This window comes from Bacillus sp. FSL K6-0042, from assembly GCF_038006685.1.
Taxonomy (GTDB): Bacteria; Bacillota; Bacilli; order Bacillales; family Bacillaceae_G; genus Bacillus_A; species Bacillus_A pseudomycoides.
In genome coordinates, this window is the sequence record NZ_JBBOVS010000001.1 from 4,556,708 (window position 1) to 4,580,904 (window position 24,197).

Here is a 24,197-nt window from a genome sequence, read left to right on the forward strand (position 1 = left end):
TGACCGAACATCGCCTGTTATATACAATAGATGATGTGGTACTCACGTCTATACAACTGAAAAAATACTGCATTTAAAGGAGATAGATTATTATGGAAAAAATCTTTAAAGTAACTAGCGACTCAGGAATTCATGCTCGTCCAGCAACTCTACTTGTAAACACTGCAAGCAAATTCGGTGCTGATATTAACTTAGAGTATAACGGTAAAAACGTTAACTTAAAATCAATCATGGGTGTTATGTCTTTAGGTATTCAACAAGGCGCAGAAATTAAAATCACTGCAAATGGTGATGATGCAGCTCAAGCACTAGCAGCTATCGAAGAAACTATGAAAAACGAAGGGTTAGGAGAATAATGACTCTTAACATTCAAGGGATCGCTGCATCAAGTGGGATTGCTATTGCGAAGGCTTTCAGACTTGAAAATCCTGAATTTAACATTGAAAAGAAAACGATTACGAACGAAGCTGCAGAAATTGCACGCTTAGACGCTGCGCTTGAGAAAGCTAAATCTGAACTAGAAGCAATTAAAGACCATGCTTTTGCTGAGCTTGGTGCTGATAAAGCTGCTATCTTTGAAGCACATTTACTAGTATTGAATGATCCAGAACTAGTAAATCCAGTAAAAGATAAAGTAAATAATGAAAAAGTAAATGCTGAATTTGCAATGGACGAAGTTGCAACAATGTTCATTACTATGTTTGAAAACATGGATAATGAATATATGAAAGAGCGTGCAGCGGATATTCGCGACGTAACAAAACGCGTTCTTGCACATTTACTAGGAATTAACTTCTCAAATCCAAGTACGATTTCTGAAGAAGTAATTATTATTGCTGAAGATTTAACACCATCTGATACAGCACAATTAAACCGTAACTATGCAAAAGGTTTCACGACTGATATTGGTGGACGTACATCTCACTCTGCGATTATGGCTCGTTCTATGGAAATTCCAGCTGTTGTTGGTACGAAAGTTGTTATGGAGAAAATCCAAAACGGCGATATCGTAATTATCGACGGTCTAGATGGAGAAGTAATTGTAAACCCATCTGAAGAAACGCTTCGTACTTTCGAAGAAAAGAAAGCAAAATTCGAAGAACAAAAAGTTGAATGGGCGAAATTAAAAGATCAAGCAACTGTAACAAGTGATGGACAACATGTTGAGCTTGTTGCAAACATCGGAACACCAAATGATGTACAAGGTATCATCGACAATGGTGGAGAAGGTGTTGGTTTATACCGTACAGAATTCTTATACATGGGTCGTGACAATCTTCCAACAGAAGAAGAGCAGTTCGAAGCATATAAAGCAGTTCTTGAAGGTGTAAAAGCAGATCAACCAGTTGTTGTTCGTACACTTGACATCGGTGGAGATAAAGAGCTTCCATACTTACATTTACCAAAAGAAATGAATCCATTCTTAGGTTACCGTGCAATTCGCTTATGCCTTGAAGAACAAGATGTGTTCCGTACACAACTTCGTGCATTACTTCGTGCAAGCGTATATGGTAATTTGAAAATTATGTTCCCAATGATTGCAACTCTTGATGAATTCCGTCAAGCAAAAGCAATTTTATTAGAAGAGAAAGAAAGACTTGTTCAAGCTGGTGTAACTGTTTCTGACGCTATTGAAGTAGGTATGATGGTAGAAATCCCTGCTTCTGCAGTATTAGCAGATCAGTTTGCAAAGGAAGTTGATTTCTTCTCTATCGGAACAAACGACTTAATCCAGTACACAATGGCTGCAGACCGTATGAATGAACGTGTATCCTACTTATACCAACCGTATAACCCATCTATTTTACGTCTTGTAAAAATGGTTATCGATGCTGCTCATAAAGAAGGAAAATGGGCTGGTATGTGTGGTGAGATGGCAGGAGATTCACTTGCAATCCCATTACTACTTGGATTAGGATTAGATGAATTCAGCATGAGTGCAACATCTATCCTTCCTGCAAGAACACAACTAAGCAAGTTGTCAAAAGCAGAGATGGAAGAGTTAGCGCAAAAAGCATTAACGATGTCAACTGCTGAAGAAGTTGTTGAATTAGTTAAAAGCATCTAATAACAAAAGAAAACCTGAGCCGATTTGAAATCGGTCTCAGGTTTTTTTCTATACTAAATTTAGATTTGATTTTGTGATTTTGAGGATACGAACTAGAATTAGATAGCGATTGATATGATATCATTTGGGCAAACACGTAAAATACCTGTAAATCTGGTTGCGTTTTGGTTATTTTTATTGTTATTATCTTTATCATCTCCCGTAGCTAAAGCGGAGAAAAGAGCAACGCCGTTACAAAATCCTTCAAAAATAACATTTCTGAAAGTAACGTCGCCTCTAATAGTTAAAAGAGAAATTTCTGTTCCGATTGCAACGTGTCTAAGGACATTACATACTGCGTGTTTTTCTCTTTCTCTTTCTTTTTCTCTTTCTCTTTCTCTTTCTCTTTCTCTGTCACGATCACAGTCACGATTACGATGACAGTCACGATGACAATCTCTAAAGTCGTCACGACATCCAAAAGATCCAAACATAATTCTCATCACCCCCTTCACACTTATAATGTATGTAAGTTGTATATGTAGTGACTGGACAGAACGTGGAATTTTTACTGGGATATTTTCTTATTTTAAATGACTAGATGGGTATTTGTTACTTAATGGTATTTGGATAAGGATAAATGACAGGGGGAGGGAGGTCGAAACTTTTATTATTGTTTTTTTCTTTATTCAAGGATCTGAAATTCACGGGTAGTTTTTCCTTATTTATCCCGCTATTTGAGGACAGTAAGACCCCCCACTGGTTATGATCATATTTGAATCAATAAAAATCTTTAGGTGAGTCTTACTATCCACGCATAACTGGATATATAGAAAAGGATACCTTTATTTATAACGAGGTATCCTTTACACTTTTTTACTTTTATATAAAACGATTGCATATACGGGAAGAGCCAACAGTAATGGTACGATAGACTGTGAGATATGTAATCCTTCTTCTAGCTGGAGTGCTTTTTCTTTTGGGAATTGTAGCACTGTAATATTTGTGGCATCTCCAATAAAGTATAGAAGCAGTACAGTTACGGCATAGCTTAAAAATGCAATAAAGCTTCCATATGAATTCAATGAAAATCCCTCTCTTGTTATCTATTTGTTACTATTGTATCATAATTGTAATAAAAATACACCCTTTATATTTCATTGTATAACAAAATTCGACAAAATACTGTGATTTTAAAGGGGATAGAGAAATACTACTGTTCATATATGTTGGAATATTACAAAGAAATAACATAAAAAAACGAAGGGAGATACCCTTCGTTTTTTTATGTTATTGTGGGGCTGTTTACTTTGCCCATTCCGTTATTTGTTCGACATTCATACGTGGTGCTGGATGTCCTTTTAATGTAGATTCACCAATTGTAATTAGCATGATAGGTACATAACGAGAAGAAACATTAAATTCTTCCATTAGTGCTTGTGGGTTAAATCCACCGATTGCACAAGTGTCCCAGCCAGTTGCCTTAGCTGCAAGCATAAGTTGCATTGTGGCTAAGGATGCATTAGAGAAGGCTGCATCTCGTGGATATTGTTCACGTTTATATGCAGATTCAATATTTTGTGCTAAACGCTCTTTAGCTTCTTCTCTCATAAACCCTTGCTCTACGATAGGTCCATATACAGAATCGATGTTTTTATTTGCTTCTAGATCACCTAAAATAGCGACTACTGCAGAAGCATCAAGAATTTGTTGTTGATTATAAGCGATTGGATGTAAACGGCTTTGTACATCTTTACCTTGGAAAACAAGAAACTTCCAATGTTGTAAGTTCCAAGCTGATGGTGCTTGACCAGCTGCTTTCAAAATTTCTTGTAATTCCTCTTTTGAAATTTCTTTTTCAGAATTGAATGCACGATTAGATGTTCGTTCATATAGAACAGTAAAGAAATTTTGCTGTGTCATAATATGCCTCCTAAGTTTTATGTGGATTTATAAAAAATACCATATGTAACAATTTTGTACTTACATTTTGTAAGTTATCACTGTAAAAGAATATAATATCTTTATTTTAATTGTCAAGTTGTTGAGAATAGAAGAAAAAGGGGACATTCGTACAATCGCTGTCATGCATGTAGTCATACAATAAAAAGATGATTCACAGATCAAGAAGAAATATGTAAAGTGAAGCTCCTGTCAGTGGGAGAGTTCTTTGTTCCTGCTGATGCTCAGCCCTCACCAATCGAGTTCTTTTGATAACGGCCCTCTTATAGAAAAGGAAAGTGAAGAATTCAGTAGAACAGGATATATGAAGTGAGTGAAGACCAGTGGTGAACATACTACATTTTTTATTAGAGAATACGGTTTTTCAAAATGTATTACAGGATCTCCATGTAAATGTACTTTATATAGAAGAAGGATGTAATCACCAGTATACGATTGATAATATACATCCAAAATGTATGTTTATAGCAAATAGTTTTGAAGAAGGGGAAATGTTATTTGAAAAAGTGCGACCACAAATTGTGATCATTTATGTGTCGAATGGTGCACAAGTAGAGTGTATAAAACACATATATAATTCGATGAGTTCTTTTATTGTTATCTGGGATCAGCCGGTGACTTCAAAATTTGTAGAGTTGCTTACAATAGGAGTACGAAATATTGTTATAGCTCCTGTTACACCACAGGTTGTGCTGGAAGAGGTAAACAAAAGTCTCTATCAATTATCACTATTGCAACAAGTGACTATTCAGCAAGAGCTTCTTCAAATGATGTTTGATTTTCAAAATGATTTATTATTCATTGTAGAAGATGATGAGATCGTCGACTGTAATACGAACTTTTTGAGTTTTTTTGGATATGAAAATTTATTTTCATATCATGAGAATCATATGGTATTTGCGGAACATTTCATTCAAGAACATGGATATTACGCAACAAATCACGATATAACTTGGCTTGATGATTCTTTAGCGCAAGCAAGAAAAATAAAAATGTATAGTCATGAAGGCGAAGCGTTTGTTTTTTTATTACGTGCTGCACCTGTACCAGAAGATTTGTCTAGGTTTATTGTTAAGTGTACAGATATTACTGAATTAGATGAATTATATCAAGAGCAAGAACAACTTGCTGCAATTGATTCTTTAACAGAAATATACAACCGTTTGAAGTTTCAACAATTATTGGAAGAAAAATGGAAAAGTGAGAAACGAGTAAATCAAACAATGGCGCTTATTCTTTTTGATATAGACGATTTTAAAAAAGTGAACGACATATATGGACATGATTTTGGTGATTTAGCATTAATTCAGTTAGCCGAACTTATGAAATCTAAAATAGCACCCCAACATATTTTCGCGCGGTGGGGTGGAGAGAAATTTATTATATTAGTAATAAATACAACGGAAAAAGAGGCTTTCCAAGTTGCTGAATCGCTACGTTTTTTTATTGAAACAAAGCAATTCTCTAGCATTTCAAAATTAACCGCAAGTTTTGGAGTTGCCTTATATGAGCAAGGAATGACAAAAGAAGAATTGATGCAGCGAGCAGATATTGCTTTATATGAAGCGAAAAAAAATGGAAAAAACCAAGTACGTTTATATAGAAAAGAAAAAATGTGATTTTTTCGCAACAAAGTGTTGCGATTTTTTTCTGTTACCCGATAATAGAAAGAGGGGGCCATTTATAAGGAAGTAACTGCGGAGGTTTTTGAATGATAAAAAAATTGATTATTATGGTCTTGATTTGCTTTATAGCATGTGGAAGTGTGTATTACTTTTTTTATATACCCAAGAAGCAAGAAGCATTAACTTCGAAGGCAACTTCTTCTGTCGAGTCTGAGTTACAGGATAATTTAGAAGAAAAAAAGGAACCGCCAATTGATTATGCTAGTGTGGCACAAAAGTTAGATCAATATTTAAAAGATAAAGATTTTAATGGAACGGTTCTTGTCACAGATAAAGATCGTGTTGTGCTGAATAAAGGGTATGGATATGCAGATGTTCAAAGTAAAATTGAAAATACACCACAAACAAAATATCGCATCGGTTCCATTACTAAGACTGTTGTGGCAACATCGATTTTACAGTTGCAAGAGCATGGAAAGTTAAATATTCAGGACAATGTGAATAAATATATACCTTTATTTCCAGCAGATAAAAATATCACATTATACCATCTTCTAACACATACTTCTGGTTTACCAGAGAAGGGAAAGGGAAAAGTGAATGCTGCATCACGTTTGAATTTGGTTACTTGGATTGGAAAGCAACAAGTAGCTTTTCCGCCAGGAACTGGTTGGAAATACAGTGACTATAATTATATGGTGCTTGCTTATATTATAGAAAATATATCTAAAAAGTCTTTGGGAGAATATGTAAAGGAAAATATATTTGCACGAGCGGACATGCATGAATCAGGTATGGGAAATATGGTGCCAGGAGAGCAACATTTCACGCAAGGGTATCAAAAGAAAGACAATGTACTTGTACCAGCGCCCAAATTAGCAATGAACTGGCTATATGGCTGTGGTGAGATGTATACTACAGTTGGGGATATGAAGAAGTTAGATGAAGCAATTATAAACGGAAAACTTCTTTCAGAGAAAAGTATACAAGTGATGTTTACACCATCATCAGAAAAGAAATATGCATTTAGTTTCTATATATATCCCGATTATTTTCATAACCATGGTGTAGTTGCTGGGTGGAATACATTTAATAACTTTAATAAAGATAAGGGAACATTTGTTATTTTATTCTCAAATGTGAAAAATGGCATAAATGATGATTTTAATAAGGAATTCCGGAAGATGGTAAGCAATTTATTAGAACAAAGGGGATGAGTAGATGAAACAAGTAATTTCATCAATTGGTTTTATCGGTACAGGTGTTATGGGGAAAAGTATGGTACATCATTTATTACAAGGTGGTTATACAGTATATGTGTATAACCGTACGAAAGAAAAAGCAACTTCCTTATTAAAAGAAGGGGCACATTGGTGTGATTCACCAAAAGAATTGGTGGAGAATGTAGATGTTGTTATGACGATGGTAGGATATCCGCATGATGTAGAAGAAATCTATTTTGGAACAGAGGGAATTCTGGAACATGCAAATGAAGGGACAATTGCAATTGATTTTACAACCTCTACACCGACGTTAGCAAAACGTATATATGAAGCTGGAAAGAAAAAGAGTGTACATACGCTAGATGCTCCGGTATCAGGAGGGGATATTGGAGCAAAAGAAGGCAGACTTGCTATTATGATTGGTGGAGAGCAAGAAGTATATGAAGTATGTCTCCCTTTGTTTGAAAAACTAGGAGAGAACGTTCAGTTACAAGGGCCAGCGGGAAGTGGACAGCATACAAAGATGTGTAATCAAATTGCAATTGCATCGAATATGATAGGTGTTTGTGAAGCGGTAGCGTATGCAAAGAAGGCAGGTTTAGATCCAGAGAAAGTACTACAAAGTATTTCAACTGGAGCAGCCGGTAGTTGGTCATTAAGTAATTTAGCTCCACGTATGTTAAAAGAGGACTTTGCACCAGGATTTTATGTGAAACATTTTATGAAGGATATAAAAATTGCGTTAGATGAAGCTGAAAAGTTAAAGTTACCTGTACCTGGGTTAGCTCTAGCAAAAGAGCTATATGATGAATTAATAGAAGAGGGAGAAGAGGATAGTGGCACACAGGTGTTGTATAAGAAATATATAAGGGGGTAATGTGATGAATTTAGAAAAGTTTGACGGGATGATCGATGTTGTACAGCGTGCGACTTGTATGCCAATCAATGATAAGCAACAAGCAGCATTTAAACAAAAGTATGATTTTGAGCCAACATTTGAATATGGACGTGATGAAAGCGGCCATTACGTGATTCGAACATCAAAGAAGATGTTAGAAGAAATGGAATTTTATTTAGCTTTAAAGTATGATCGGGAAGGTATTGACCTTTATATGCATGCTGAAATTGATGGAGTATGTTATGTATCTGTTAGCTACGGAGAAGATGCTCTTCACTTACAAGAACTATTTCAGTTTTTGGAAGATAATAAATAAAAAGTCCTCGTTTGAGGACTTTTTATTTTGTTTAATATATTTTTTTAGGAAAATTGGAAGCTAATTTTGACAAAGGTAGGTTGTATTAAGGTAGATGTATTGTGAGGATATAAAAATGTGAGATACAATGTAATGGGATTATAAGCTAGAAGCACGACGAGAGCGTTCGATTGGGAATGGAATGATTTTGGCCATATGATTGCGACTAAATTGCTTTGTACGAGCGTGACGTAATATATATAATGCAAAGAGAATAGCGACAGGTATAGCACCGTACAAACCAAAAAGTAAAGCGCTTACAGAAGATGCAACAAAACCTAACATACCGATTTCTAATTCCTCCATAATTGCCCCGAGAATAGCAGGAATAGCTCCACAAGTAACTCCAAGTATAAGTGCTATAATTAAATTCATGTTCTTCCTCCTCTTTTTGCGGTTTTCTGTTCAATTCATTTTCTATTATTTGTATTATATCATAATTTAAACAGAATTTTCAGAAAAAATTCAAAAAATGTTCAAAATTTATTGAGAAACATACTTGATAAAATGAAAAATATCATGAGGAACCATTCGCCCTTGATGATGAATCCTCATCCATCAGGAGATATTGCAAGGGGAGAGAAAATAAAAAAGCAGGCTTATTTCATATTCGTGAAATAAGCCTGTTCCATAGGAGGATGTATATATGTAGAGTGAATAAAAGGAAGGAAAAGGGGATCCAATCCCTTTTATTCAACTAACTACCTTAATAAATAGGAACCCAGCCTTCTGTTGTAACGAAAATACGAATAGCTACAACTTGGCGATCATCTTGTAATGTGAAATAATGTCTTGCATTTTCAGGTACAGAAATTAGATCACCAGGCTCAAGTTCAACATCGAAGAAGCGACCATCCTTGTCTTGGATAGCAAAGATACCATGCCCACTGACGATAAAGCGAACTTCATCGTCAGTATGATAATGCTCTTGTTTAAAGTTAATTAATAACTCATCGAGGTTAGGTGTTGCATTTGAAAGGGAAATAACATCATGTACTTTATAACCTCGACGTTCTGAAACATCAGTGATTTCATTGGAAAATACTGTTAAAATTTCTTTTTTGTTTTCATCAGTTAAGAAGTAGTTTTCTTTTAAATGAGTAGGAAGTTTTGAAATATCCCATTTCTCATATAAAACGCCTTCTCCATGTAAAAATTGCTTTACTTCCTGTTCATTTTCAATACGGGTATTTATTTCATGAATACGAATTTGCGCCATGTGAAACGCCTCCTTGAATTGATAATAGTTTTATATGAAATTGGAATAAAAACTCATATGCTTCTAATCTTTTCTTTGCATCAAAGCTATCTTTTCCCCAAACGGTAATGCCATGGTTGCGAATCAATATAGCTCCAGCATCATCATGAATATGTTTTCGGAAATCTTCTCCTAACGTTGGAATATGAGCGTGATTTTCAATAATTGGAATTTTGATAGTGGCTCCTTCTTCCCATATATTAAGAGCTTTAATAATTTCTTGATTAGAAAATGAGATTTCTTTGTCGTATACGTTTGTAATTACATTGTTATCAATTGTATGGACATGTAAGACACATTCAGCTTCTGTATGATTGTAAATATGAGTGTGTAGCAATGTTTCTGCTGAAGGGCGTAAATCGGTTTCTAAAACAGCCTTTCCAGTTTGATCAACTAATAGAAAATCATCAGGTGTTGTTTTCGTTTTATCTCTTCCGCTTGCTGTAATAAGAAAGGTCATTGGAGTGTTACTCACTTTTATTGAAATGTTTCCACTTGTAGCAGGAAACCAGTTGCGATCCGTTAATTCTTTCTTTAATTTACTCAATTTTTCCCATTGACGAAAAAGTTGTCTCATTTTATCACCTCCAACAATTGCTGAACTTCTGTCTGTATGTCATAAAACGTTTCAAATGCTGTATAGGAAATTTGATGTTCTTGGCATTTTGTAATGAGAAAATCACGAGCGAATACTTTATCAGCAAGTTTTGCTGCTTGTAAATCTGTAATTGAATCTCCAATTACAATGTTAAAATCACCGTTTAAACTTAATTGCTGAATCAGTGTTGATTTGCAAAGACCGCATTTGTTTTTACAATGTTCATCGCAAGGATGAGGCCAGTTTACTTTAATTGTTTCCCCTGAAAAATCAGTCGTATTGCAATAAATATGATCTGGGCTGATTAGTCCTTTGAGAAGAGGATAGACGAAAAAATCCATTCCTCCTGATATAATATGAAGTGAAATCTGATTTATTTGGACAAACTGTGCAAACTCTTGGAATCCAGCCCGAATCACCGCTGTTTCTTTTATAAAAGTAGTGATGTCATCTTGTAAACTTGTAGGTAAAAGAGAAAACAATTCCCCTACACCTTCTTGAATAGAAAGTTCTTGTGATAGAATTTTTTGTTTAATCGTTTTGGCTTCTGGTGGAGCAAATTTTTCCATAATCGCAACGATATTATCATTGTTCGTAATCGTACCATCGAAGTCACAAAAAATTTGAAGACTCATAGTTTCACCCCACGTGATGGATTCCCCCATAATTGCAGTGCAGCATGTAAATCAGTGTTATCTACTTCATGCAATGGTGTTCTTTGCAAAGTGGCATCAATTGCTGCTCGAAATGCTCTTCCACCGCCTTGCGCTCCAGCTGGGTGACCATGAATACCACCACCTGCGTTAATGACAACATCCTTGCCAAAATCACGAAGGATAAACGGAACAAAACCAGGGTGAATACCAGCTGATGGAACAGGAAAGCTTCGTTTTAAAGAGTGATCTTTTTCAGTTAGTTTACTTGTAATAAGAAGAGCTTCTTTTTTTTCTAGTGCAACACTGCCGTATGGTGATGGAAATAAAGAGAAATCTGCACCAGCATAACGAAGTAGCTTTCCAAGTAGCAATGGATAAGAAAGTCCATATAATTCCGATGAAGCGTATGCGCCGCTTACAGCAGGATGTGCCATAATTGGAATCGATATATCATCATCTTCCGCAAGTGATTGCAATACATCTAATCCATACGAGAATACATTGAACAGAAGAATATCTGCACCAGCTGTGGCGGCACGTTTTGCATTTTCTTTAAGATCATATGTACGCCCTGTTAAATTCACTGCATATAAAGTCTTATGACCATATGTTTCGTATACAGACTGTAACACTTCTTTTCCAGAATGAATTCGTTTTGTGAGCGGTGTTAATGGATTTTCAAACAAAATCTCATCATCTTTTACAATATCTACACCACCAATTGCTTGATCACGGAGCTGTGTTTTTAAATATCCTATATTGCGTCCAAGCATTCCTTTGAAAATGCTCATCAGAAGTGGACGGTCGTGAATTTGTAAGAGATTTCTAATGCCCTCAATGCCAAATTTAGGGCCAGGGAAATGTTCTTTTAAGTCATCTGAAAATGTTAAATCAATCAGTTTAACTTCGCCATCTAGTGATAATTTTCCAAATGTTGTTGTCAAAATGGCTGGTAAATCAGGGCTGAAATTTAGTGATGGATAATGAATTTTAATGAGTCCACGTGTCGCTTTTTTTCCGAGATACGTATTTACATGCTCTTGTTCTTCTAATTGTTCTACATGAATGACATTGCCCTTATGTTGTTTTAATTGTTCTTGTAATAAGTGTGGTAAATGAGTCCATGAACCAATTGTTAAACCGAGAGCGATTTGTTCTGCTTTTTGGTTTAAATTATGAGAATCATCATGGATTAAATAGGTTGCTGTTATTCCGCTCATTTTTATAACCTCCTAGTTAAATAAAAAAACCTCTCAGCTAAGGAGAGGTTTTTTTACAACCAGCTCCTTATCTGTCAGCGTAATGCTGCGAGAATTAGCACCGTGCCTACAATTGTAGATCGGTTGCCGGGTTTCATCGGGCTCGTCCCTCCACCTGCTCTTGATAAGAAGTATTTAGAAATGTTTGAATTTTTACGATATCTGAATTTTGACAGAGTTTTTTTAGGATGTCAATGGTTTTTTGAAAATTTTTAATTTCTGGATTCGTTGAACAGCTTCTTGTAGTCGCTCTTCTGTATGTAATAATCCAATACGAACGTAGCCTTCGCCATGTTCGCCGAACCCGACTCCAGGTGCAACTGCTACATGTGCTTGTTCTAGTAATATATCGGCAAACTGTTCAGATGAAAAACCATCGGGAACGGGAAGCCAAGCGAAAAAAGAGCCTTTTGGTGCGACTACATTCCAGCCGATTGATTGACAAGCTGAAATAAGGGCATTTCTTCTAGATTCATAACGATCAACTAGTTCAGTTACACAAGATTGTGAACTTAATAGTGCCTCACGAGCAGCCTCTTGTACAGCGCCAAAAATGCTGACATACATATGATCTTGCAATAAATTGATTGTTTCAATTACACTTTCGTTACCGATAGCAAAGGCGATGCGCCAACCAGCCATATTAAATGTTTTTGATAATGTATAAATTTCAATGCCAACATCTTTCGCGCCATGTGCTTGTAAGAAGCTAGTTGGCTTGTTACCATCAAAACCAATTGCTCCATAAGCAAAGTCGTGAACCACTAAAATATTATTTTCATTTGCAAATGTAATTGTTTCCTCAAAGAACTCTTTTGATGCGACAGCACCAGTTGGATTGTTAGGATAATTTAAAAACATCAATTTCGCTTGTTTGGCAATAGTATCATCGATTTTAGTGTAATCTGGTAAGAAATCATTTTCTGGTAATAACGGCATCGTTTCAAATTTTGCTTTTGCTAAAGCGACACCTGATAAATAGTCAGGATATCCTGGATCGGGTACAAGAATTGGATCACCAGGATTTGTAAAACAAATCGGTAATTCAACAATCCCTGCTTTTCCGCCAAATAAAACAGCAACTTCTGTTTTAGGGTTTACTTTGACTCCATATTCACGTTCATAGAACGTTGCAACGGCTGTTTTTAAGTTTTCATGTCCGCGAAATGGCGGATATTTATGATGAATTGCTTTTTCTGCTGCACGTTGTAAAGCTGTTACGATATGCGGCGGTGTTGGTTGATCTGGATTGCCTTGCCCTAGATTGATAACATCGTGACCTGCTTCAACCACTTGGTTAACTTTTGCAACAAGTGAAGCGAAAAACTGTGTTGGTAAGGATGTTAAAATCTCGGAAGGTTGAAAATATTTCATACTTTCCACCTCTTTTGAAAGTTGTTACAATTCTAGTGACAAATGATATAACCTTTCCAAGTTTTTGTAAAGAAAAAATAATTGAAAATGGGGCGGATAAAATGAAAGTCGCATGTATTCAAATGGATATTGCTTTTGGTGATGTGAGCACAAATATTGAAAATGCAAAGAAAAAAATAGAAGAAGCGATGCAAAGAAAACCAGACGTTATTGTATTACCAGAACTTTGGACGACTGGTTATGATTTAAAACGACTTCCTGAAATTGCAGATGAAGGAGGAATACAAACGAAAGAACTTCTATCAGAATGGGCGAAGCAATTTGCGGTGAATATTGTTGGGGGTTCTGTTGCAAAGCAAACAAAACAAGGTGTTACGAATACGATGTATGTTGTGAATCGCGAAGGTGAAGTGCAAAATGAATATAGTAAAGTACATTTGTTCCAGTTAATGGACGAACATAAGTATTTAATAGCTGGTGATGGAACTGGTGAGTTCACGTTAGATGATGTGCAGTGCGGGGGGACAATTTGTTACGATATTCGTTTTCCGGAATGGATGCGTGTTCATACTGTAAGAGGGGCAAATGTATTATTCGTTGTAGCAGAATGGCCGCTTGTTCGCTTAGCTCATTGGCGTTTACTTCTTCAAGCGAGAGCGGTAGAAAATCAATGTTATGTGGTTGCATGTAATAGAGCAGGAGAGGACCCGAATAATGTGTTTGCTGGACATTCTCTTATTGTTGATCCATGGGGAGAAATTGTAGTAGAAGCAGGAGAAGAAGAATCTATTTTACATGGGAAGCTAAATTTAGAAAAAGTTAAGGAGGTGCGTAAGGGAATTCCTGTCTTTACTGATCGACGTCCAGAATTATATAAATAAAAAATATTGACAAATGATTTTTATTCTTGTTATAGTCTGTAGCAGAAAGTTAAAAATTCAAATAAATCATGCAACTCTTATCAAGAGCAGGTGGAGGGATTTGGCCCGATGAAACCCAGCAACCGACCGTAATACCATTGTGAGATGGGGCGTTTATGCGCCAAAAAGGCACGGTGCTAATTCCAGCAGAAAGGATAGCTTTCTGACAGATAAGAGGGGAGAAGCTGAACTTCAAACCTCTTTCTTCATGGAAAGAGGTTTTTCTTATGATGAAAAACCTCTGAATTAAAAAAGGGGGATAAGAAAATGGGATATCGTTCATTAACAGAAGAAACAGCAGTTCAATATGTAAAAGAGCATGGATACTTTGAGAAAAAAGCAAAGGTAACTTGTCATGAAATAGGAGATGGAAATTTAAATTATGTATTTAGGCTCCATGATGGAGAACGAGGTATTATCGTAAAACAGGCTCTTCCCTATGCAAAAGTCGTTGGAGAAAGCTGGCCACTTTCGTTAAGAAGAGCCACAATTGAAAGTCAAGCATTACAAGTTTTTGCAAAATATGTACCAGAATATGTTCCGAAAGTATATGGTCATGATGAAGAGTTAGCTGTGACAGTAATGGAAGATTTGTCAACTCTTACAATTACTCGTAAAGGATTGAGTGAAGGGGAAGACTATCCGCCTATGGGTAGGGGCGGTCAGTTCCTTTTTTAGCCCCATACCATATGAAAATAGAAGGAGAAAATGAGTGGAGAACTTCTTTTGTTTTCATAACTGCGACTTATATGTCGGAAAATTAAAAGGGGTATATATAATATACAGTGGCTTGTTTTTTATTGCCCAATTTCCTTTCTTTTGCTTATTTATTTAAAAGAAAGGAGGGGAAATAGATGGGGGAATGGATATCTATGATCGGTAATGTTGGATTTCCAATTGTTGTGACATTATATTTACTGCATCGTATTGAAAGTAAATTAGATGGTGTAATTGTTGCAATTGAGAAATTACCACAACAGATGACAAGGTATGAAGCTCCGCACGAAACAAAATGACAAAAGGCTTTGCTCTCAATGAGCAAAGCCTTTTGTAACAAAGATTATTGCGTCGTATAACCCCCATCAATAACAACTGCTTGGCCGGTTATTCCTTTTGCTTTTTCACTTGCTAAAAATAAAGCATAATCGGCAATTTCCTGAACAGCTAGCAATCGTTTTTGAGGTACGAGGGGATAGATGACATCCTCTAATACTCTTTCTAGTGGAACGTTTCGTGTTGTCGCTAAATCTTGGAGTTGATTCCTGACAAGAGGCGTATCAACATAGCCTGGGCAAAGAGCATTTACAGTAATGCCGTGTACAGCTCCTTCTAAGGCAGCAACTTTTGTTAAACCAATCACACCGTGTTTGGCACTATTATAGGCAGCCTTTCCAGCAAATCCGACAAGACCGTTAATAGATGCAATATTAATAATTCGTCCATACTTTTGTTTTTTCATAATTGGAAACGCATGTTTTATTGCAATGAACGGCGCAATTTGCATGATTTGAATAAGAAGTTCAAACTTATCGGTTGGAAATTCTTCAATTGGTGAGACGTGTTGCATACCAGCATTATTTATTAACACATCAATTGAGCCGAAATTAGTAATAGTTTCAGAAATAGCTTCGGATATTTCTTGCTCAGATGTAACATCACATCTTAGACCGATTGCCTCATATCCTTCCTTGCGCAACTGTTCAGCAGCTTCCTTTGCACGATCTTCAAGGCGATCACTAATGACCACTTGTGCTCCTTCTTTTGCAAATACATTTCCCATTTCATAACCAATACCACTTGCAGCACCTGTTAAAAAGACAACACGATTTGTAACCACAATGAAAAACACCCCTTTATATAGAATTTATCCTATTGCTCTATTTAGAGGAGGTGTAACGAAAATCCTGCAAAGATTTTGGGGAAAATGTGGTTATCTATTTTGCATAACAGGATAGAGGAAGGATTTGGATCATGTCGACAAGTCAAATGCTGAAAGGGAGGGGGAGGCGCAAGTGATGATATCAACAGAAGCGCAGAATTTTTTGTTAAATATGAGAATCTTTTTGGCGGCAAAGGGTGTCAAAAAAAGTGATATCGAGAGTTTTTTTAGAAGATGCAGAACTACACTTAATTGAAGGTGAGAATGATGGGAAAAGTGTAGAGGATATTTTCGGAAGCTCACCGAAAGTATATGTAAATGAGCTTGTTCGGATAGGGGTTATAAAATTAGCTATTTTATTTGTTCTTGTAATGATTCATACAAAATTAGAGACAAGAAAAGTGAATATATAGGATCGCCCTTTCTTTGTGGCTGGTATTGGGCATATAGACTGGAATATTTTATTTTAAACAGTAACGAATGGGTTACTGTTTTTCTTTGTGTAATAAAGAACTTTGTAAAGATAATGCTCGCTGTTCTTTTGTTAATAAAGAATCAATGTGTACTTGATCAGGACGAGGTACGATTGGATACATGAGGTTTGTGGAAGAAGGGTGATGTTCAGAGCCGGTTTGCGAGTGAGGGTCAGCATGTGTAAGTTTCCCTTCTATACGTCGTGTGAATAAAATATGACCAATTTCATGAGCAAGCGTATATATATTTTTCATAGGAGAAGCGGCGTTAGTAAGGATGATATAACCTGTGAGGATTTGGTTTATAACAAATGAATAGGCACATGCAATTACGGACTGCTCTTTAAAATAATCGCTTCCAATATAACAAATATAAATATCACAATTTGGAACTTGTGATGAGCAAGTGTTAAAAAAAGAAGAAACTTTTGGTTGGATTTGGATAGAATCAATATAACTAATTTCACCATCGTGAAATCTAAATGATTCATTTAGTATAATAACGTCTTTAATTTGAAATGAAATTGGCTGCCATATTGATTCGGCGACTGCTAAGTCTTTTGCAATACGGTCGTCTGTAATATCGGAGCCTGGAGTAATGCAAATACATATATTTACGTATGGATCCATTAGAAACACCTCAAATGGAAAACAGTCTATTGCTATACTGTATGTGACGGGAAAGTACTATGTATGGATATAAACCCTATAAAGGGATGTATTTTAATAAATTGAAAAAAATCCAATATGTATATAAATTGAGAGAAGGTACATTGGTGTAATTTGTTTATTGATAACTGTTTTTTTGACTGACAAGCAAAATATAGATTAATGCCGAGCGGAATATAAGAATGAGTAAAAGAAGTCGGAAAATATTCATAGTTTAATTACATTATATGTTATTTATTCTGCTATAGTAAAAGAAAAGGGGGAGAATGTATGTATACATTAAAAATTGTATCAGACCGAGAAGCTGTTTACCAGTTTGCAAGTTATGTAAAGGTGGTTCAAGGGGTGAAGGATGTATATGTGGAAGTTGGAGAGTCTTTATATGAACATCCACTTATGAAATTTTATGTACAGGTAACGATTGAAGAGACATATGAACAGCAAAAAACATTACAAGAAATCGCTCGGTTAGTAGAATTAGGGCGCTTTACATACGTTCATTATCGAAATGAAGAGATTGAAAAAGCATTTGAAGCAGTTAAATATGAAAGTTTTCGAAAATAAATGTAATGAAAAGGGAGCGAATGCTTCCTTTTTTGTTAGTAGGAATATTTTTTTACATCACACAAAAAAACAAGGAATTTTGCTATGATAAGGAAGGAGAGGAAAGGAGAGTTTATATAATGGGGTATATTGAAGAATTACGAAAATCAGTCGGTACAAGGCCGCTCATTCTTGTAGGAGCAGCTGTGATTATTTTAAACGAAAAACAAGAGGTATTGCTTCAATATCGTTCGGATACATATGATTGGGGTGTACCAGGTGGCGCGATGGAACTAGGAGAAACAACGGAAGAAACGGCTCGACGAGAGCTATTTGAAGAAACTGGGTTAGAAGCGAAGATGTTGCAGTTTCTTGGTGTTCTTTCTGGGAAAGATGTATATTATCGTTATCCAAATGGGGATGAAATTTATAATGTGATTCATCTGTATCAGGCGCATCATGTGAGTGGAGAAATAGAGCTTGATGAAGAAGGATTGGATCTCAAGTATTTTCCTGCTGAAAAGTTGCCAAATTTAAATAAAACAACAGAGAAAATTTTACAAAAATTTTTATATGCGTTAACAGAATAGAAGGGAATATTCCTTCTATTTTTATTATATTAAATATTTTGATTTTTTAGTATGTTCGTAGTATGATAAATATAGATATACATCTTATGCTATTCCATCCAAAAACTTACTAGGGTACATAAGAGAGGGGCAAGTGCAAGATGCATAATGTTGTCATTACAGCTGCAGTTCGTTCGCCAATTGGAACTTTTGGAGGAGCGCTAAAAAATGTAACGCCAGTAGAATTAGCTGTTCCTGTACTTCAGGAAGCTGTAAAAAGAGGCGGAGTGGAACCACATGAAGTTGATGAAGTGATTTTAGGTCATTGTATTCAAAGAACCGATGAGGCAAATACAGCGCGAACAGCTGCATTAGCAGCAGGATTTCCAGATACGGTTACAGGTTATACGATCCAGCGTCAATGTTCTTCAGGTATGCAAGCGATTATGTCAGCGGCAATGCAAATACAATTAGGCGTAAGTGAAGTTGTTGTTGCAGGTGGAGTAGAAGTGATGAGCTCAAGCCCTTATGTATTGAAACAGCACCGCTGGGGACAACGTCTTCAGCACGGAGAAATTCGTGATACGGTGTGGGAAGTTTTAGAAGATCCGTTGCATCATATTATGATGGGCGAAACAGCGGAAAATTTAGTTGAACAATATGAAATTACAAGGGAGGAACAAGATGAAGTTGCGCTGCGTAGCCATCAATTAGCGCTTCAGGCAATTGAATCAGGCTATTTTGATGAGCAAATTGTTCCTATTACAATAAAAGAGCGTAGAAAAGAAGTAGTATTTTCAAAAGATGAACATCCACGTGCAGATATTACAGCAGAAAAATTGGCGGGGCTAAAGCCAGCATTTCGTAAAGGTGGATCAGTAACTGCAGGGAATTCCTCGGGTATTAATGATGGAAGTGCAGTTTTAGTATTAATGAGTGAAGAAAAGGCTAAGGAGAAAGGCTTACAACCATTAGCTAGAATTGTTGGTTATTCTGTAGCTGGGGTAGATCCGAAGATTATGGGGATTGGTCCAGCACCAGCAATTCGTAAAGGTTTAGAGAAAGTAAATTGGTCATTAGAAGATGCTGATTTATTGGAAATCAATGAAGCCTTTGCTGCACAATACTTAGCGGTTGAGAAGGAACTTGGCTTAAATCGTGAGAAAGTAAATGTCAACGGAAGTGGTGTTGGACTTGGACATCCAATTGGTTGCACAGGTGCACGTATTACGGTAAGTTTAATTCACGAATTAAAAAGACGAGGTTTAGAAAAAGGAATTGCATCTCTTTGTGTCGGTGGTGGCATTGGGGTAGCGTTATTTATAGAAGCACTATAAAAAAGAAGGAGCAGCGAGCTGCTTCTTCTTTTTTTTGTATCGACGAGTAATATTACCTTTTGCTTTATGATTGGAACAAATGATGAAACAAGCGATCTCGATTCTCAAAAAAGAGTTTCATCGTTTGATAATGCTCAGTTTCCTCTAGGATTGCTTCTGTGATTCCTTCTTGTGAGAAAGAATATATATTGGACTCTGGATAAGCCATCAAAATAGGAGAGTGAGTTGCGATAATGAATTGTGATCCTTTCTCTGCTAATTCATGCATACGAATGAGCAGAGAAAGCTGCCTCATTGGAGATAAAGCTGCTTCAGGCTCGTCTAAAATATATAAGCTTTGTCCTGCAAAACGGTTCATAAATAAAGAAAAAAATGATTCACCATGTGATTGATTGTGTAAGGAAATACCACCATATGAATCAATAACCTTACCTCCCAAAAATTGTTCAGAATCAATTTCATCGATAGAAAAAAGCCTATATACGTGGTTATAAAAAGTTCTAATAGAATAAGGAGGAAGACAAATATTAGGGACAAAATGATATCACTTCTATTTCCTAAGTATTACATTTGGATTGTGTCATGTAAGTTGTAGATATTCCAATGTCAAAATAAGTATTGCATATCAAGAATCGATATCGTTATGATAGAGGGTGTCTTACATAGAAATATTTTTTTAGTTTCAGAAGGGAGTAACATATGCTGTTTACATTTGCGCATCCTGCTGCTGTCATTCCTTTTTGCAAGAAACAACGATATGTTTCAGTAACAGCGCTAGTATTAGGAAGTATGGTACCCGATTTTGAATATTTTTTGCATTTTCGACCATACGGTGTCACTGGACATACATTTAGGGTTCTTTTATTTGAACTTGCCGCTCGTTTTTAGTCTGGCGTATATGTATCACTATATTTTAAAACGACCATTTATAAAGCATTTACCCCGACCGTTTTCAGTCTACTATCGTTATGTAGCATCTATTCCATGGAGGCTTACTCCAGGGAAAGAAATTTTTGTTTTTCTCTATTCTGCATGATTCGGTATGCTTACACATGTCGTTTGGGATGCGTTTACCCATAAGACGGGTTATTTTTTTATGAATTTACCATCTCTACAACAACGTATATATTCCATGCCGATATATAAATTCATGCAGCACGGGAGTACATGTCTTGTTTTTTTGCTGCTTATATATGTTGTTCTATGGAAACATCGAGATTTTCAAACAAAAGTAAATATAGTTTCAGCAAGAGAGAAAAGGAAATGTTGGGGATGGCCGATGATTAAGGCGTTAGTAGTGTTTACTATGCACGCGTTGCTAGACCCCTATTTTCAAATTTTACAAATAGGGAGTATAATAGTTTCTGGATTTACAAGTGTTTTTTGTGGTCTATTCATTGTTTCCGCAATATACGAAACAAGAGAAGAATCGAGTTAGTATGAATGAGAGTGTTAGGAGTAAGATGATGAAAGTATGGAAAAGTGTTTGTATTTTATGTAGTTCTATCGTTTTGCTAAGCGGTTGTTTTCAAAAGGAAGAAAAAAAAGAAGTAAAGAAAGAATCTATTCCAGAAACAACTGAATACGGTGGCAAGGAATTAAAGAAAGTTGGACAAGTTGTAAAAGAAAAAGGATGGGGAACATTTAAATTAGAAAAGTTAAAACATGTTAATCAAACGTTTGAAGTAGCTCCAATGAAAATTCATGTACAAGATGTAAAGGTTATTGCATTATCACAAATGAGTCAAGATGCAAAAGATACATTGAAAGTATATACAGCATTAAGTCCAGAAGAAGTGCAGCGTAGACTTGGAGACAAAGTCAATCGAGAAGATGCTGAGTTGTACGCTTCGTTAAGTGGAAAAGACATTGGAGATAAAGTGCGTTATGTTGAAATTACATATAAGGTAGAAAATAGTGGAGATAAAGACATGCAGTTTTTCTCTATGAATGATATTACTATTAATGAAACGCAGCAATTTAATGTCCCAAAACAAAACTTTTTATATGAGGAGGATACGCTTGTAGGTACAAAAAGTGTTACAAGAGAAGAGTATAAACCAGGCGAGACGAGGGAAGGGATAATTGGATTAATACTCGAGGATGAGAAAAAAGAGATTAATCAAATCTCATTTACAACAGATGTTCTTGCAACGGGTGATACACATGAAACGGTTACAGAACCGCAAACATTTAACATCTCACTGTCTAAGTGAGATGTTTTTTGTATAGAAAAAGAACAGGAAATTTGTCAAATCAAAGCGAATGTATTATAAAGTGCAAAGGGGGAAGAAAAATGGAAAAAAGATGTTACGAATGCGGTAGTAAGGAGATAGAAAAAGGAACGATAGCACCAGACCAAAAAGGTTATCTTACTTTATTTGCACAGGCAGTCGCAGAGGTAGAAATTTGTAAAAAATGCGGTACTGTTATCGCGATAACAGGGGAACATCCAAGTTATAAAAATCAGCAAATGGACTGAAAAAATATACTATTTTTGGTTCTTGAAATAAACAGCCGTTATTAGGCGTTTGCTGACTGTTTGTTTTGCTCATTTAAATAGGTTTCTACGGTTTGTAATTGTTCAGAAATTCGAAATGCTTCTTTTTGTTCCTGAAATTGTTTCTCATTATAAGGACCAAAACGACGATTGTTGTTCATATCAATAATCCAGTAATGTTCGCTCCGTTTATTTGTAATACTAGATTCTGGGTTATTGGGATCGGATTTTTCTTCAATTTGTTTTGCAATAATATATATATCGTCCCAGGCAATTTCTACAATTTTAGCTGGGACATATTGTGTAGCATATACAGCGTCTTGTTTTGGAAAAAGTTCAAATGCATTTCCGGAAGTATTTATTAGTTCATATTCTTCATTGATGGTGTAAGCTGAATGGCTAGAGTTTGCTGTGCAACCAGTCAAAAGTATAATGGCAATTACGGTCATCAATCGCTTCAATATGAGACCCTCCTTATAAAATGCTTGTGGTAAACATATTGTACAAGAAAAGGAAAAGAAACGCCAATATATGAGTTGTTTACAATGGTTTTTAGAAATGGTACGATGAGACAGGTAAAGAAGGATACAAAGGAGTCGACATAAAATGAAGTTAAAGATGCATCGTCCAGCGGTAGTAATGAATCGCATAGGTGCTTCCATTATCGATATGTTTTTAATCTCGGTTATGTACGGTGCTGTTGTGGCAGTTGTAACGGGGAATTATGGAGCCATTTTCAATCGTTTTAATATAAGCTTAGGTGATTATCGATATGATCTTGCGCTTGTTTTTATATTAATGGCTATCTATTTTATTTTTGTTCCATTTATATGGAATGGCTGTACAATTGGTAAAAAAATAACCCGAACAAGACTTGTATCATTAACAAGTGAAAAGTTAACAATTCAAAGGCTAACAGTACGGTTCTTTGTATTGTTATTACCAAACATATTGTTGCTTGGAATTCCATCTATCTGTAACGTATATATGATGTTGTTCCGTCACGATAATTGTGGGTTCCATGACTTAATTATGAAAACGAAAGTGATGAGTCTCGTTTAAAGAATACTAGGATAGAATGATAAAGAGTTATATTTAGGACGTATTAAAAAAATATATGTACCCTTAAATTTTTACAAAGTTCGATAAATTTAATTGGTATAATGGAGTTCATATAGGGCGGACATCTCCTATAGAGTACCCTCCATATTGATGTAGGATGTGTTAGAAAGTAAGCAAAAGCAAACTTTTAACATATCCTATTTTTTTGTTAATTAGATTGAAAATTAACAAAATGATATAATGAATGAAATAAGTGTGTTATATAACAAGGGGGAAGAAATGACAGAAAGTAGCTTAATTTTTGGGAGGATACTTATTTTTATCGGTCTAGCTTTTGATCAATACAATAATAAGAAAAAAGGGAAAACAAATAAGTGAACGTTTACAAATGGGAGTGTTGGCTTTTCCTGCTTGCAGAGCTACGGGCGAAAGGAGTATACTGAATGACGGTAAGACTTACAAAAGGGGTAATGACGATGAAGCTTGCAGGAAAAGTTGCCGTTGTAACTGGCGGTGGCATCGGTATTGGACGTAGTACAGCTCTTTTGTTGGCAGAACAAGGTGCAAAAGTAATTGTGACGGATATTGATCAGGAAAATGGACAAGCCACGGCGGAGGAAATTATAGGTTTAGGTGGTGAAGCACTTTTTGTTACCCATGATATGGCGAAACAAGGAGATTGGCAACGTGTCATTGAAGTTGCTATTGACGCTTATAATCGTATTGATGTGCTCTTTAATAATGCGGGGTTATATAAAATAGATTCTATTTTCTCGCGCCAACAAGAGAACGATTCCAATGCGCTTTGTATTAATGACGTTTGGATAGAAATAAAACAATTGACGTCATCTTTTATGAAACACCAAGAAGAAGTAATGTTAACGGATTTACCTATTTTCGGTATTATTAGTGCAAAAGAACAGTCATTTCATACAGTAGGAACCCTAGTATAATAGTAGGAAACCGCCCAAAATACATATGTGGACGGTT

At 35.8% G+C, this 24,197-nt stretch carries 28 protein-coding genes, 4 pseudogenes and 2 riboswitches; of the genes and pseudogenes, 19 read left to right on the plus strand and 13 right to left on the minus strand.

What is annotated here, in order from left to right:
- Positions 1–92 precede the first annotated feature (92 nt).
- Both ptsH and ptsP read left to right on the plus strand, forming a co-directional pair.
- Positions 93–356, plus strand: coding sequence for a phosphocarrier protein HPr (gene ptsH, locus MHH45_RS23545; protein ID WP_000411078.1), 264 nt, complete (start codon positions 93–95; stop codon positions 354–356).
- Entirely contained in the window at positions 356–2,068 is a 1,713-nt protein-coding gene (gene ptsP, locus MHH45_RS23550) for a phosphoenolpyruvate--protein phosphotransferase (RefSeq protein WP_016116142.1), read from the plus strand. The genes ptsH and ptsP overlap by 1 nt, the downstream gene beginning before the upstream one ends.
- Positions 2,069–2,166: 98 nt before the next feature.
- Here ptsP and MHH45_RS23555 read toward each other — a convergent pair whose 3' ends face one another.
- From MHH45_RS23555 to MHH45_RS23565, 3 genes are all read right to left on the minus strand, one after another.
- Positions 2,167–2,541 (minus strand): DUF3915 family protein, encoded by a 375-nt coding sequence (locus MHH45_RS23555; protein ID WP_016116141.1) that lies wholly within the window; start codon positions 2,539–2,541, stop codon positions 2,167–2,169.
- A 372-nt stretch (positions 2,542–2,913) separates the two neighbouring features.
- The gene (locus MHH45_RS23560; protein WP_016116140.1) at positions 2,914–3,132 is read right to left on the minus strand and encodes a hypothetical protein; all 219 of its coding nucleotides are present in this window, start codon (positions 3,130–3,132) and stop codon (positions 2,914–2,916) included.
- Positions 3,133–3,352: 220 nt separating this feature from the next.
- The gene (locus MHH45_RS23565; RefSeq protein ID WP_088093647.1) at positions 3,353–3,970 is read right to left on the minus strand and encodes a nitroreductase family protein; all 618 of its coding nucleotides are present in this window, start codon (positions 3,968–3,970) and stop codon (positions 3,353–3,355) included.
- A 365-nt stretch (positions 3,971–4,335) separates the two neighbouring features.
- Between MHH45_RS23565 and MHH45_RS23570 the strand changes: the two genes are divergently transcribed.
- The 4 genes from MHH45_RS23570 (at position 4,336) to MHH45_RS23585 (ending at position 8,071) form a co-directional block, all read left to right on the plus strand.
- Positions 4,336–5,628 (plus strand): GGDEF domain-containing protein, encoded by a 1,293-nt coding sequence (locus MHH45_RS23570; RefSeq protein WP_033671492.1) that lies wholly within the window; start codon positions 4,336–4,338, stop codon positions 5,626–5,628.
- 92 nt (positions 5,629–5,720) lie between these two features.
- Positions 5,721–6,851, plus strand: coding sequence for a serine hydrolase domain-containing protein (locus MHH45_RS23575; RefSeq protein ID WP_016116137.1), 1,131 nt, complete (start codon positions 5,721–5,723; stop codon positions 6,849–6,851).
- A gap of 4 nt (positions 6,852–6,855) precedes the next feature.
- On the plus strand, positions 6,856–7,734 hold the full coding sequence (locus MHH45_RS23580; RefSeq protein ID WP_003199866.1) for an NAD(P)-dependent oxidoreductase: 879 nt from the start codon (positions 6,856–6,858) through the stop codon (positions 7,732–7,734).
- Positions 7,735–7,738: 4 nt separating this feature from the next.
- Complete coding sequence (locus MHH45_RS23585) at positions 7,739–8,071, plus strand: DUF3909 family protein (RefSeq protein ID WP_016116135.1); 333 nt, start codon at positions 7,739–7,741, stop codon at positions 8,069–8,071.
- A 138-nt stretch (positions 8,072–8,209) separates the two neighbouring features.
- Here MHH45_RS23585 and MHH45_RS23590 read toward each other — a convergent pair whose 3' ends face one another.
- The 6 genes from MHH45_RS23590 to MHH45_RS23615 all read right to left on the minus strand — a co-directional run bounded on the left by MHH45_RS23590 (position 8,210) and on the right by MHH45_RS23615 (position 13,255).
- A complete protein-coding gene (locus MHH45_RS23590) occupies positions 8,210–8,485 on the minus strand; it encodes a hypothetical protein (protein WP_016116134.1) in 276 nt (91 codons plus the stop codon).
- Between the two features lie 331 nt (positions 8,486–8,816).
- Positions 8,817–9,329: a cupin domain-containing protein gene (locus MHH45_RS23595; protein ID WP_016116133.1), complete on the minus strand. Its 513-nt coding sequence runs from the start codon at positions 9,327–9,329 to the stop codon at positions 8,817–8,819.
- Positions 9,307–9,945, minus strand: a complete 639-nt coding sequence (locus MHH45_RS23600) for a methylthioribulose 1-phosphate dehydratase (protein WP_016116132.1) — start codon at positions 9,943–9,945, stop codon at positions 9,307–9,309. Before MHH45_RS23600 ends, MHH45_RS23595 begins: the two co-directional genes overlap by 23 nt.
- On the minus strand, positions 9,942–10,601 hold the full coding sequence (locus tag MHH45_RS23605) for a 2-hydroxy-3-keto-5-methylthiopentenyl-1-phosphate phosphatase (protein ID WP_016116131.1): 660 nt from the start codon (positions 10,599–10,601) through the stop codon (positions 9,942–9,944). Before MHH45_RS23605 ends, MHH45_RS23600 begins: the two co-directional genes overlap by 4 nt.
- Positions 10,598–11,842 carry a 2,3-diketo-5-methylthiopentyl-1-phosphate enolase gene (gene mtnW, locus MHH45_RS23610; RefSeq protein WP_016116130.1) on the minus strand — a complete coding sequence of 415 codons (1,245 nt, stop codon included), beginning with the start codon at positions 11,840–11,842 and terminating at the stop codon, positions 10,598–10,600. Before mtnW ends, MHH45_RS23605 begins: the two co-directional genes overlap by 4 nt.
- 64 nt (positions 11,843–11,906) lie before the next feature.
- Positions 11,907–12,012, minus strand: a riboswitch (SAM riboswitch).
- A gap of 52 nt (positions 12,013–12,064) precedes the next feature.
- Positions 12,065–13,255, minus strand: a complete 1,191-nt coding sequence (locus tag MHH45_RS23615) for a pyridoxal phosphate-dependent aminotransferase (RefSeq protein ID WP_016116129.1) — start codon at positions 13,253–13,255, stop codon at positions 12,065–12,067.
- Between the two features lie 14 nt (positions 13,256–13,269).
- On the opposite strand from MHH45_RS23615, the gene MHH45_RS23620 reads away from it, so the two are divergent.
- The 3 genes and pseudogenes from MHH45_RS23620 (at position 13,270) to MHH45_RS23630 (ending at position 15,191) form a co-directional block, all read left to right on the plus strand.
- Complete coding sequence (locus MHH45_RS23620; protein WP_033671490.1) at positions 13,270–14,136, plus strand: carbon-nitrogen family hydrolase; 867 nt, start codon at positions 13,270–13,272, stop codon at positions 14,134–14,136.
- 74 nt (positions 14,137–14,210) lie between these two features.
- Positions 14,211–14,352: riboswitch (SAM riboswitch) on the plus strand.
- A gap of 90 nt (positions 14,353–14,442) precedes the next feature.
- Positions 14,443–14,847 (plus strand): annotated as a pseudogene (gene mtnK / locus MHH45_RS23625) (S-methyl-5-thioribose kinase); the annotation flags it as partial.
- Positions 14,848–15,029: 182 nt separating this feature from the next.
- Entirely contained in the window at positions 15,030–15,191 is a 162-nt protein-coding gene (locus MHH45_RS23630; protein ID WP_016116126.1) for a YvrJ family protein, read from the plus strand.
- A 44-nt stretch (positions 15,192–15,235) separates the two neighbouring features.
- Here the strand turns inward: MHH45_RS23630 and MHH45_RS23635 are convergent, their stop codons facing one another.
- Complete coding sequence (locus tag MHH45_RS23635) at positions 15,236–16,012, minus strand: 3-hydroxybutyrate dehydrogenase (RefSeq protein ID WP_016116125.1); 777 nt, start codon at positions 16,010–16,012, stop codon at positions 15,236–15,238.
- A gap of 178 nt (positions 16,013–16,190) precedes the next feature.
- Here MHH45_RS23635 and MHH45_RS23640 point away from each other — a divergent pair.
- Positions 16,191–16,389 (plus strand): annotated as a pseudogene (locus MHH45_RS23640) (hypothetical protein); the annotation flags it as partial.
- A gap of 150 nt (positions 16,390–16,539) precedes the next feature.
- Here MHH45_RS23640 and MHH45_RS23645 read toward each other — a convergent pair.
- Positions 16,540–17,157 (minus strand): ImmA/IrrE family metallo-endopeptidase, encoded by a 618-nt coding sequence (locus MHH45_RS23645; RefSeq protein ID WP_016116123.1) that lies wholly within the window; start codon positions 17,155–17,157, stop codon positions 16,540–16,542.
- Positions 17,158–17,466: 309 nt separating this feature from the next.
- On the opposite strand from MHH45_RS23645, the gene MHH45_RS23650 reads away from it, so the two are divergent.
- The 3 genes from MHH45_RS23650 to MHH45_RS23660 all read left to right on the plus strand — a co-directional run bounded on the left by MHH45_RS23650 (position 17,467) and on the right by MHH45_RS23660 (position 19,645).
- A complete protein-coding gene (locus MHH45_RS23650; RefSeq protein WP_003199881.1) occupies positions 17,467–17,760 on the plus strand; it encodes a DUF3928 family protein in 294 nt (97 codons plus the stop codon).
- A gap of 119 nt (positions 17,761–17,879) precedes the next feature.
- The gene (locus MHH45_RS23655; protein WP_016116122.1) at positions 17,880–18,329 is read left to right on the plus strand and encodes an NUDIX hydrolase; all 450 of its coding nucleotides are present in this window, start codon (positions 17,880–17,882) and stop codon (positions 18,327–18,329) included.
- 140 nt (positions 18,330–18,469) lie between these two features.
- On the plus strand, positions 18,470–19,645 hold the full coding sequence (locus MHH45_RS23660) for an acetyl-CoA C-acetyltransferase (protein ID WP_016133233.1): 1,176 nt from the start codon (positions 18,470–18,472) through the stop codon (positions 19,643–19,645).
- Between the two features lie 64 nt (positions 19,646–19,709).
- On the opposite strand, the pseudogene MHH45_RS23665 reads toward MHH45_RS23660, so the two are convergent.
- Positions 19,710–20,111 (minus strand): annotated as a pseudogene (locus tag MHH45_RS23665) (AAA family ATPase); the annotation flags it as partial.
- A 233-nt stretch (positions 20,112–20,344) separates the two neighbouring features.
- Here MHH45_RS23665 and MHH45_RS23670 point away from each other — a divergent pair.
- From MHH45_RS23670 to MHH45_RS23680, 3 genes and pseudogenes are all read left to right on the plus strand, one after another.
- Positions 20,345–21,083: pseudogene (locus MHH45_RS23670) on the plus strand (DUF4184 family protein).
- 25 nt (positions 21,084–21,108) lie between these two features.
- Entirely contained in the window at positions 21,109–21,861 is a 753-nt protein-coding gene (locus MHH45_RS23675; RefSeq protein WP_033671444.1) for a hypothetical protein, read from the plus strand.
- 80 nt (positions 21,862–21,941) lie between these two features.
- Positions 21,942–22,127: a hypothetical protein gene (locus MHH45_RS23680; RefSeq protein WP_016116117.1), complete on the plus strand. Its 186-nt coding sequence runs from the start codon at positions 21,942–21,944 to the stop codon at positions 22,125–22,127.
- Between the two features lie 41 nt (positions 22,128–22,168).
- On the opposite strand, the gene MHH45_RS23685 is transcribed toward MHH45_RS23680, so the two are convergent.
- Positions 22,169–22,594, minus strand: a complete 426-nt coding sequence (locus MHH45_RS23685; RefSeq protein WP_371388635.1) for a DUF3997 domain-containing protein — start codon at positions 22,592–22,594, stop codon at positions 22,169–22,171.
- A gap of 157 nt (positions 22,595–22,751) precedes the next feature.
- Here MHH45_RS23685 and MHH45_RS23690 point away from each other — a divergent pair, with 157 nt between their 5' ends.
- The 3 genes from MHH45_RS23690 to MHH45_RS23700 all read left to right on the plus strand — a co-directional run bounded on the left by MHH45_RS23690 (position 22,752) and on the right by MHH45_RS23700 (position 24,160).
- Complete coding sequence (locus MHH45_RS23690) at positions 22,752–23,207, plus strand: RDD family protein (RefSeq protein WP_016116115.1); 456 nt, start codon at positions 22,752–22,754, stop codon at positions 23,205–23,207.
- Positions 23,208–23,486: 279 nt separating this feature from the next.
- Positions 23,487–23,585, plus strand: coding sequence for a hypothetical protein (locus MHH45_RS23695; RefSeq protein ID WP_016133232.1), 99 nt, complete (start codon positions 23,487–23,489; stop codon positions 23,583–23,585).
- Between the two features lie 65 nt (positions 23,586–23,650).
- A complete protein-coding gene (locus MHH45_RS23700; protein ID WP_016133231.1) occupies positions 23,651–24,160 on the plus strand; it encodes an SDR family NAD(P)-dependent oxidoreductase in 510 nt (169 codons plus the stop codon).
- The last annotated feature ends 37 nt before the right edge of the window (positions 24,161–24,197 follow it).

Bases quoted from the DNA above. Each gene is read 5' to 3' on its own strand.
- MHH45_RS23685 (WP_371388635.1), bottom strand. From the start codon at position 22,594: ATGACCGTAATTGCCATTATACTTTTGACTGGTTGCACAGCAAACTCT.
- MHH45_RS23585 (WP_016116135.1), top strand. From the start codon at position 7,739: ATGAATTTAGAAAAGTTTGACGGGATGATCGATGTTGTACAGCGTGCG.
- MHH45_RS23565 (WP_088093647.1), bottom strand. From the start codon at position 3,970: ATGACACAGCAAAATTTCTTTACTGTTCTATATGAACGAACATCTAAT.
- ptsP (WP_016116142.1), top strand. From the start codon at position 356: ATGACTCTTAACATTCAAGGGATCGCTGCATCAAGTGGGATTGCTATT.
- MHH45_RS23575 (WP_016116137.1), top strand. From the start codon at position 5,721: ATGATAAAAAAATTGATTATTATGGTCTTGATTTGCTTTATAGCATGT.
- MHH45_RS23660 (WP_016133233.1), top strand. From the start codon at position 18,470: ATGCATAATGTTGTCATTACAGCTGCAGTTCGTTCGCCAATTGGAACT.
- MHH45_RS23655 (WP_016116122.1), top strand. From the start codon at position 17,880: ATGGGGTATATTGAAGAATTACGAAAATCAGTCGGTACAAGGCCGCTC.
- MHH45_RS23595 (WP_016116133.1), bottom strand. From the start codon at position 9,329: ATGGCGCAAATTCGTATTCATGAAATAAATACCCGTATTGAAAATGAA.
- mtnW (WP_016116130.1), bottom strand. From the start codon at position 11,842: ATGAGCGGAATAACAGCAACCTATTTAATCCATGATGATTCTCATAAT.
- MHH45_RS23630 (WP_016116126.1), top strand. From the start codon at position 15,030: ATGGGGGAATGGATATCTATGATCGGTAATGTTGGATTTCCAATTGTT.
- MHH45_RS23695 (WP_016133232.1), top strand. From the start codon at position 23,487: ATGACAGAAAGTAGCTTAATTTTTGGGAGGATACTTATTTTTATCGGT.
- MHH45_RS23555 (WP_016116141.1), bottom strand. From the start codon at position 2,541: ATGTTTGGATCTTTTGGATGTCGTGACGACTTTAGAGATTGTCATCGT.
- MHH45_RS23590 (WP_016116134.1), bottom strand. From the start codon at position 8,485: ATGAATTTAATTATAGCACTTATACTTGGAGTTACTTGTGGAGCTATT.
- ptsH (WP_000411078.1), top strand. From the start codon at position 93: ATGGAAAAAATCTTTAAAGTAACTAGCGACTCAGGAATTCATGCTCGT.
- MHH45_RS23680 (WP_016116117.1), top strand. From the start codon at position 21,942: ATGGAAAAAAGATGTTACGAATGCGGTAGTAAGGAGATAGAAAAAGGA.
- MHH45_RS23605 (WP_016116131.1), bottom strand. From the start codon at position 10,601: ATGAGTCTTCAAATTTTTTGTGACTTCGATGGTACGATTACGAACAAT.
- MHH45_RS23700 (WP_016133231.1), top strand. From the start codon at position 23,651: ATGACGGTAAGACTTACAAAAGGGGTAATGACGATGAAGCTTGCAGGA.
- MHH45_RS23580 (WP_003199866.1), top strand. From the start codon at position 6,856: ATGAAACAAGTAATTTCATCAATTGGTTTTATCGGTACAGGTGTTATG.
- MHH45_RS23615 (WP_016116129.1), bottom strand. From the start codon at position 13,255: ATGAAATATTTTCAACCTTCCGAGATTTTAACATCCTTACCAACACAG.
- MHH45_RS23645 (WP_016116123.1), bottom strand. From the start codon at position 17,157: ATGGATCCATACGTAAATATATGTATTTGCATTACTCCAGGCTCCGAT.
- MHH45_RS23675 (WP_033671444.1), top strand. From the start codon at position 21,109: ATGATGAAAGTATGGAAAAGTGTTTGTATTTTATGTAGTTCTATCGTT.
- MHH45_RS23690 (WP_016116115.1), top strand. From the start codon at position 22,752: ATGAAGTTAAAGATGCATCGTCCAGCGGTAGTAATGAATCGCATAGGT.
- MHH45_RS23600 (WP_016116132.1), bottom strand. From the start codon at position 9,945: ATGAGACAACTTTTTCGTCAATGGGAAAAATTGAGTAAATTAAAGAAA.
- MHH45_RS23650 (WP_003199881.1), top strand. From the start codon at position 17,467: ATGTATACATTAAAAATTGTATCAGACCGAGAAGCTGTTTACCAGTTT.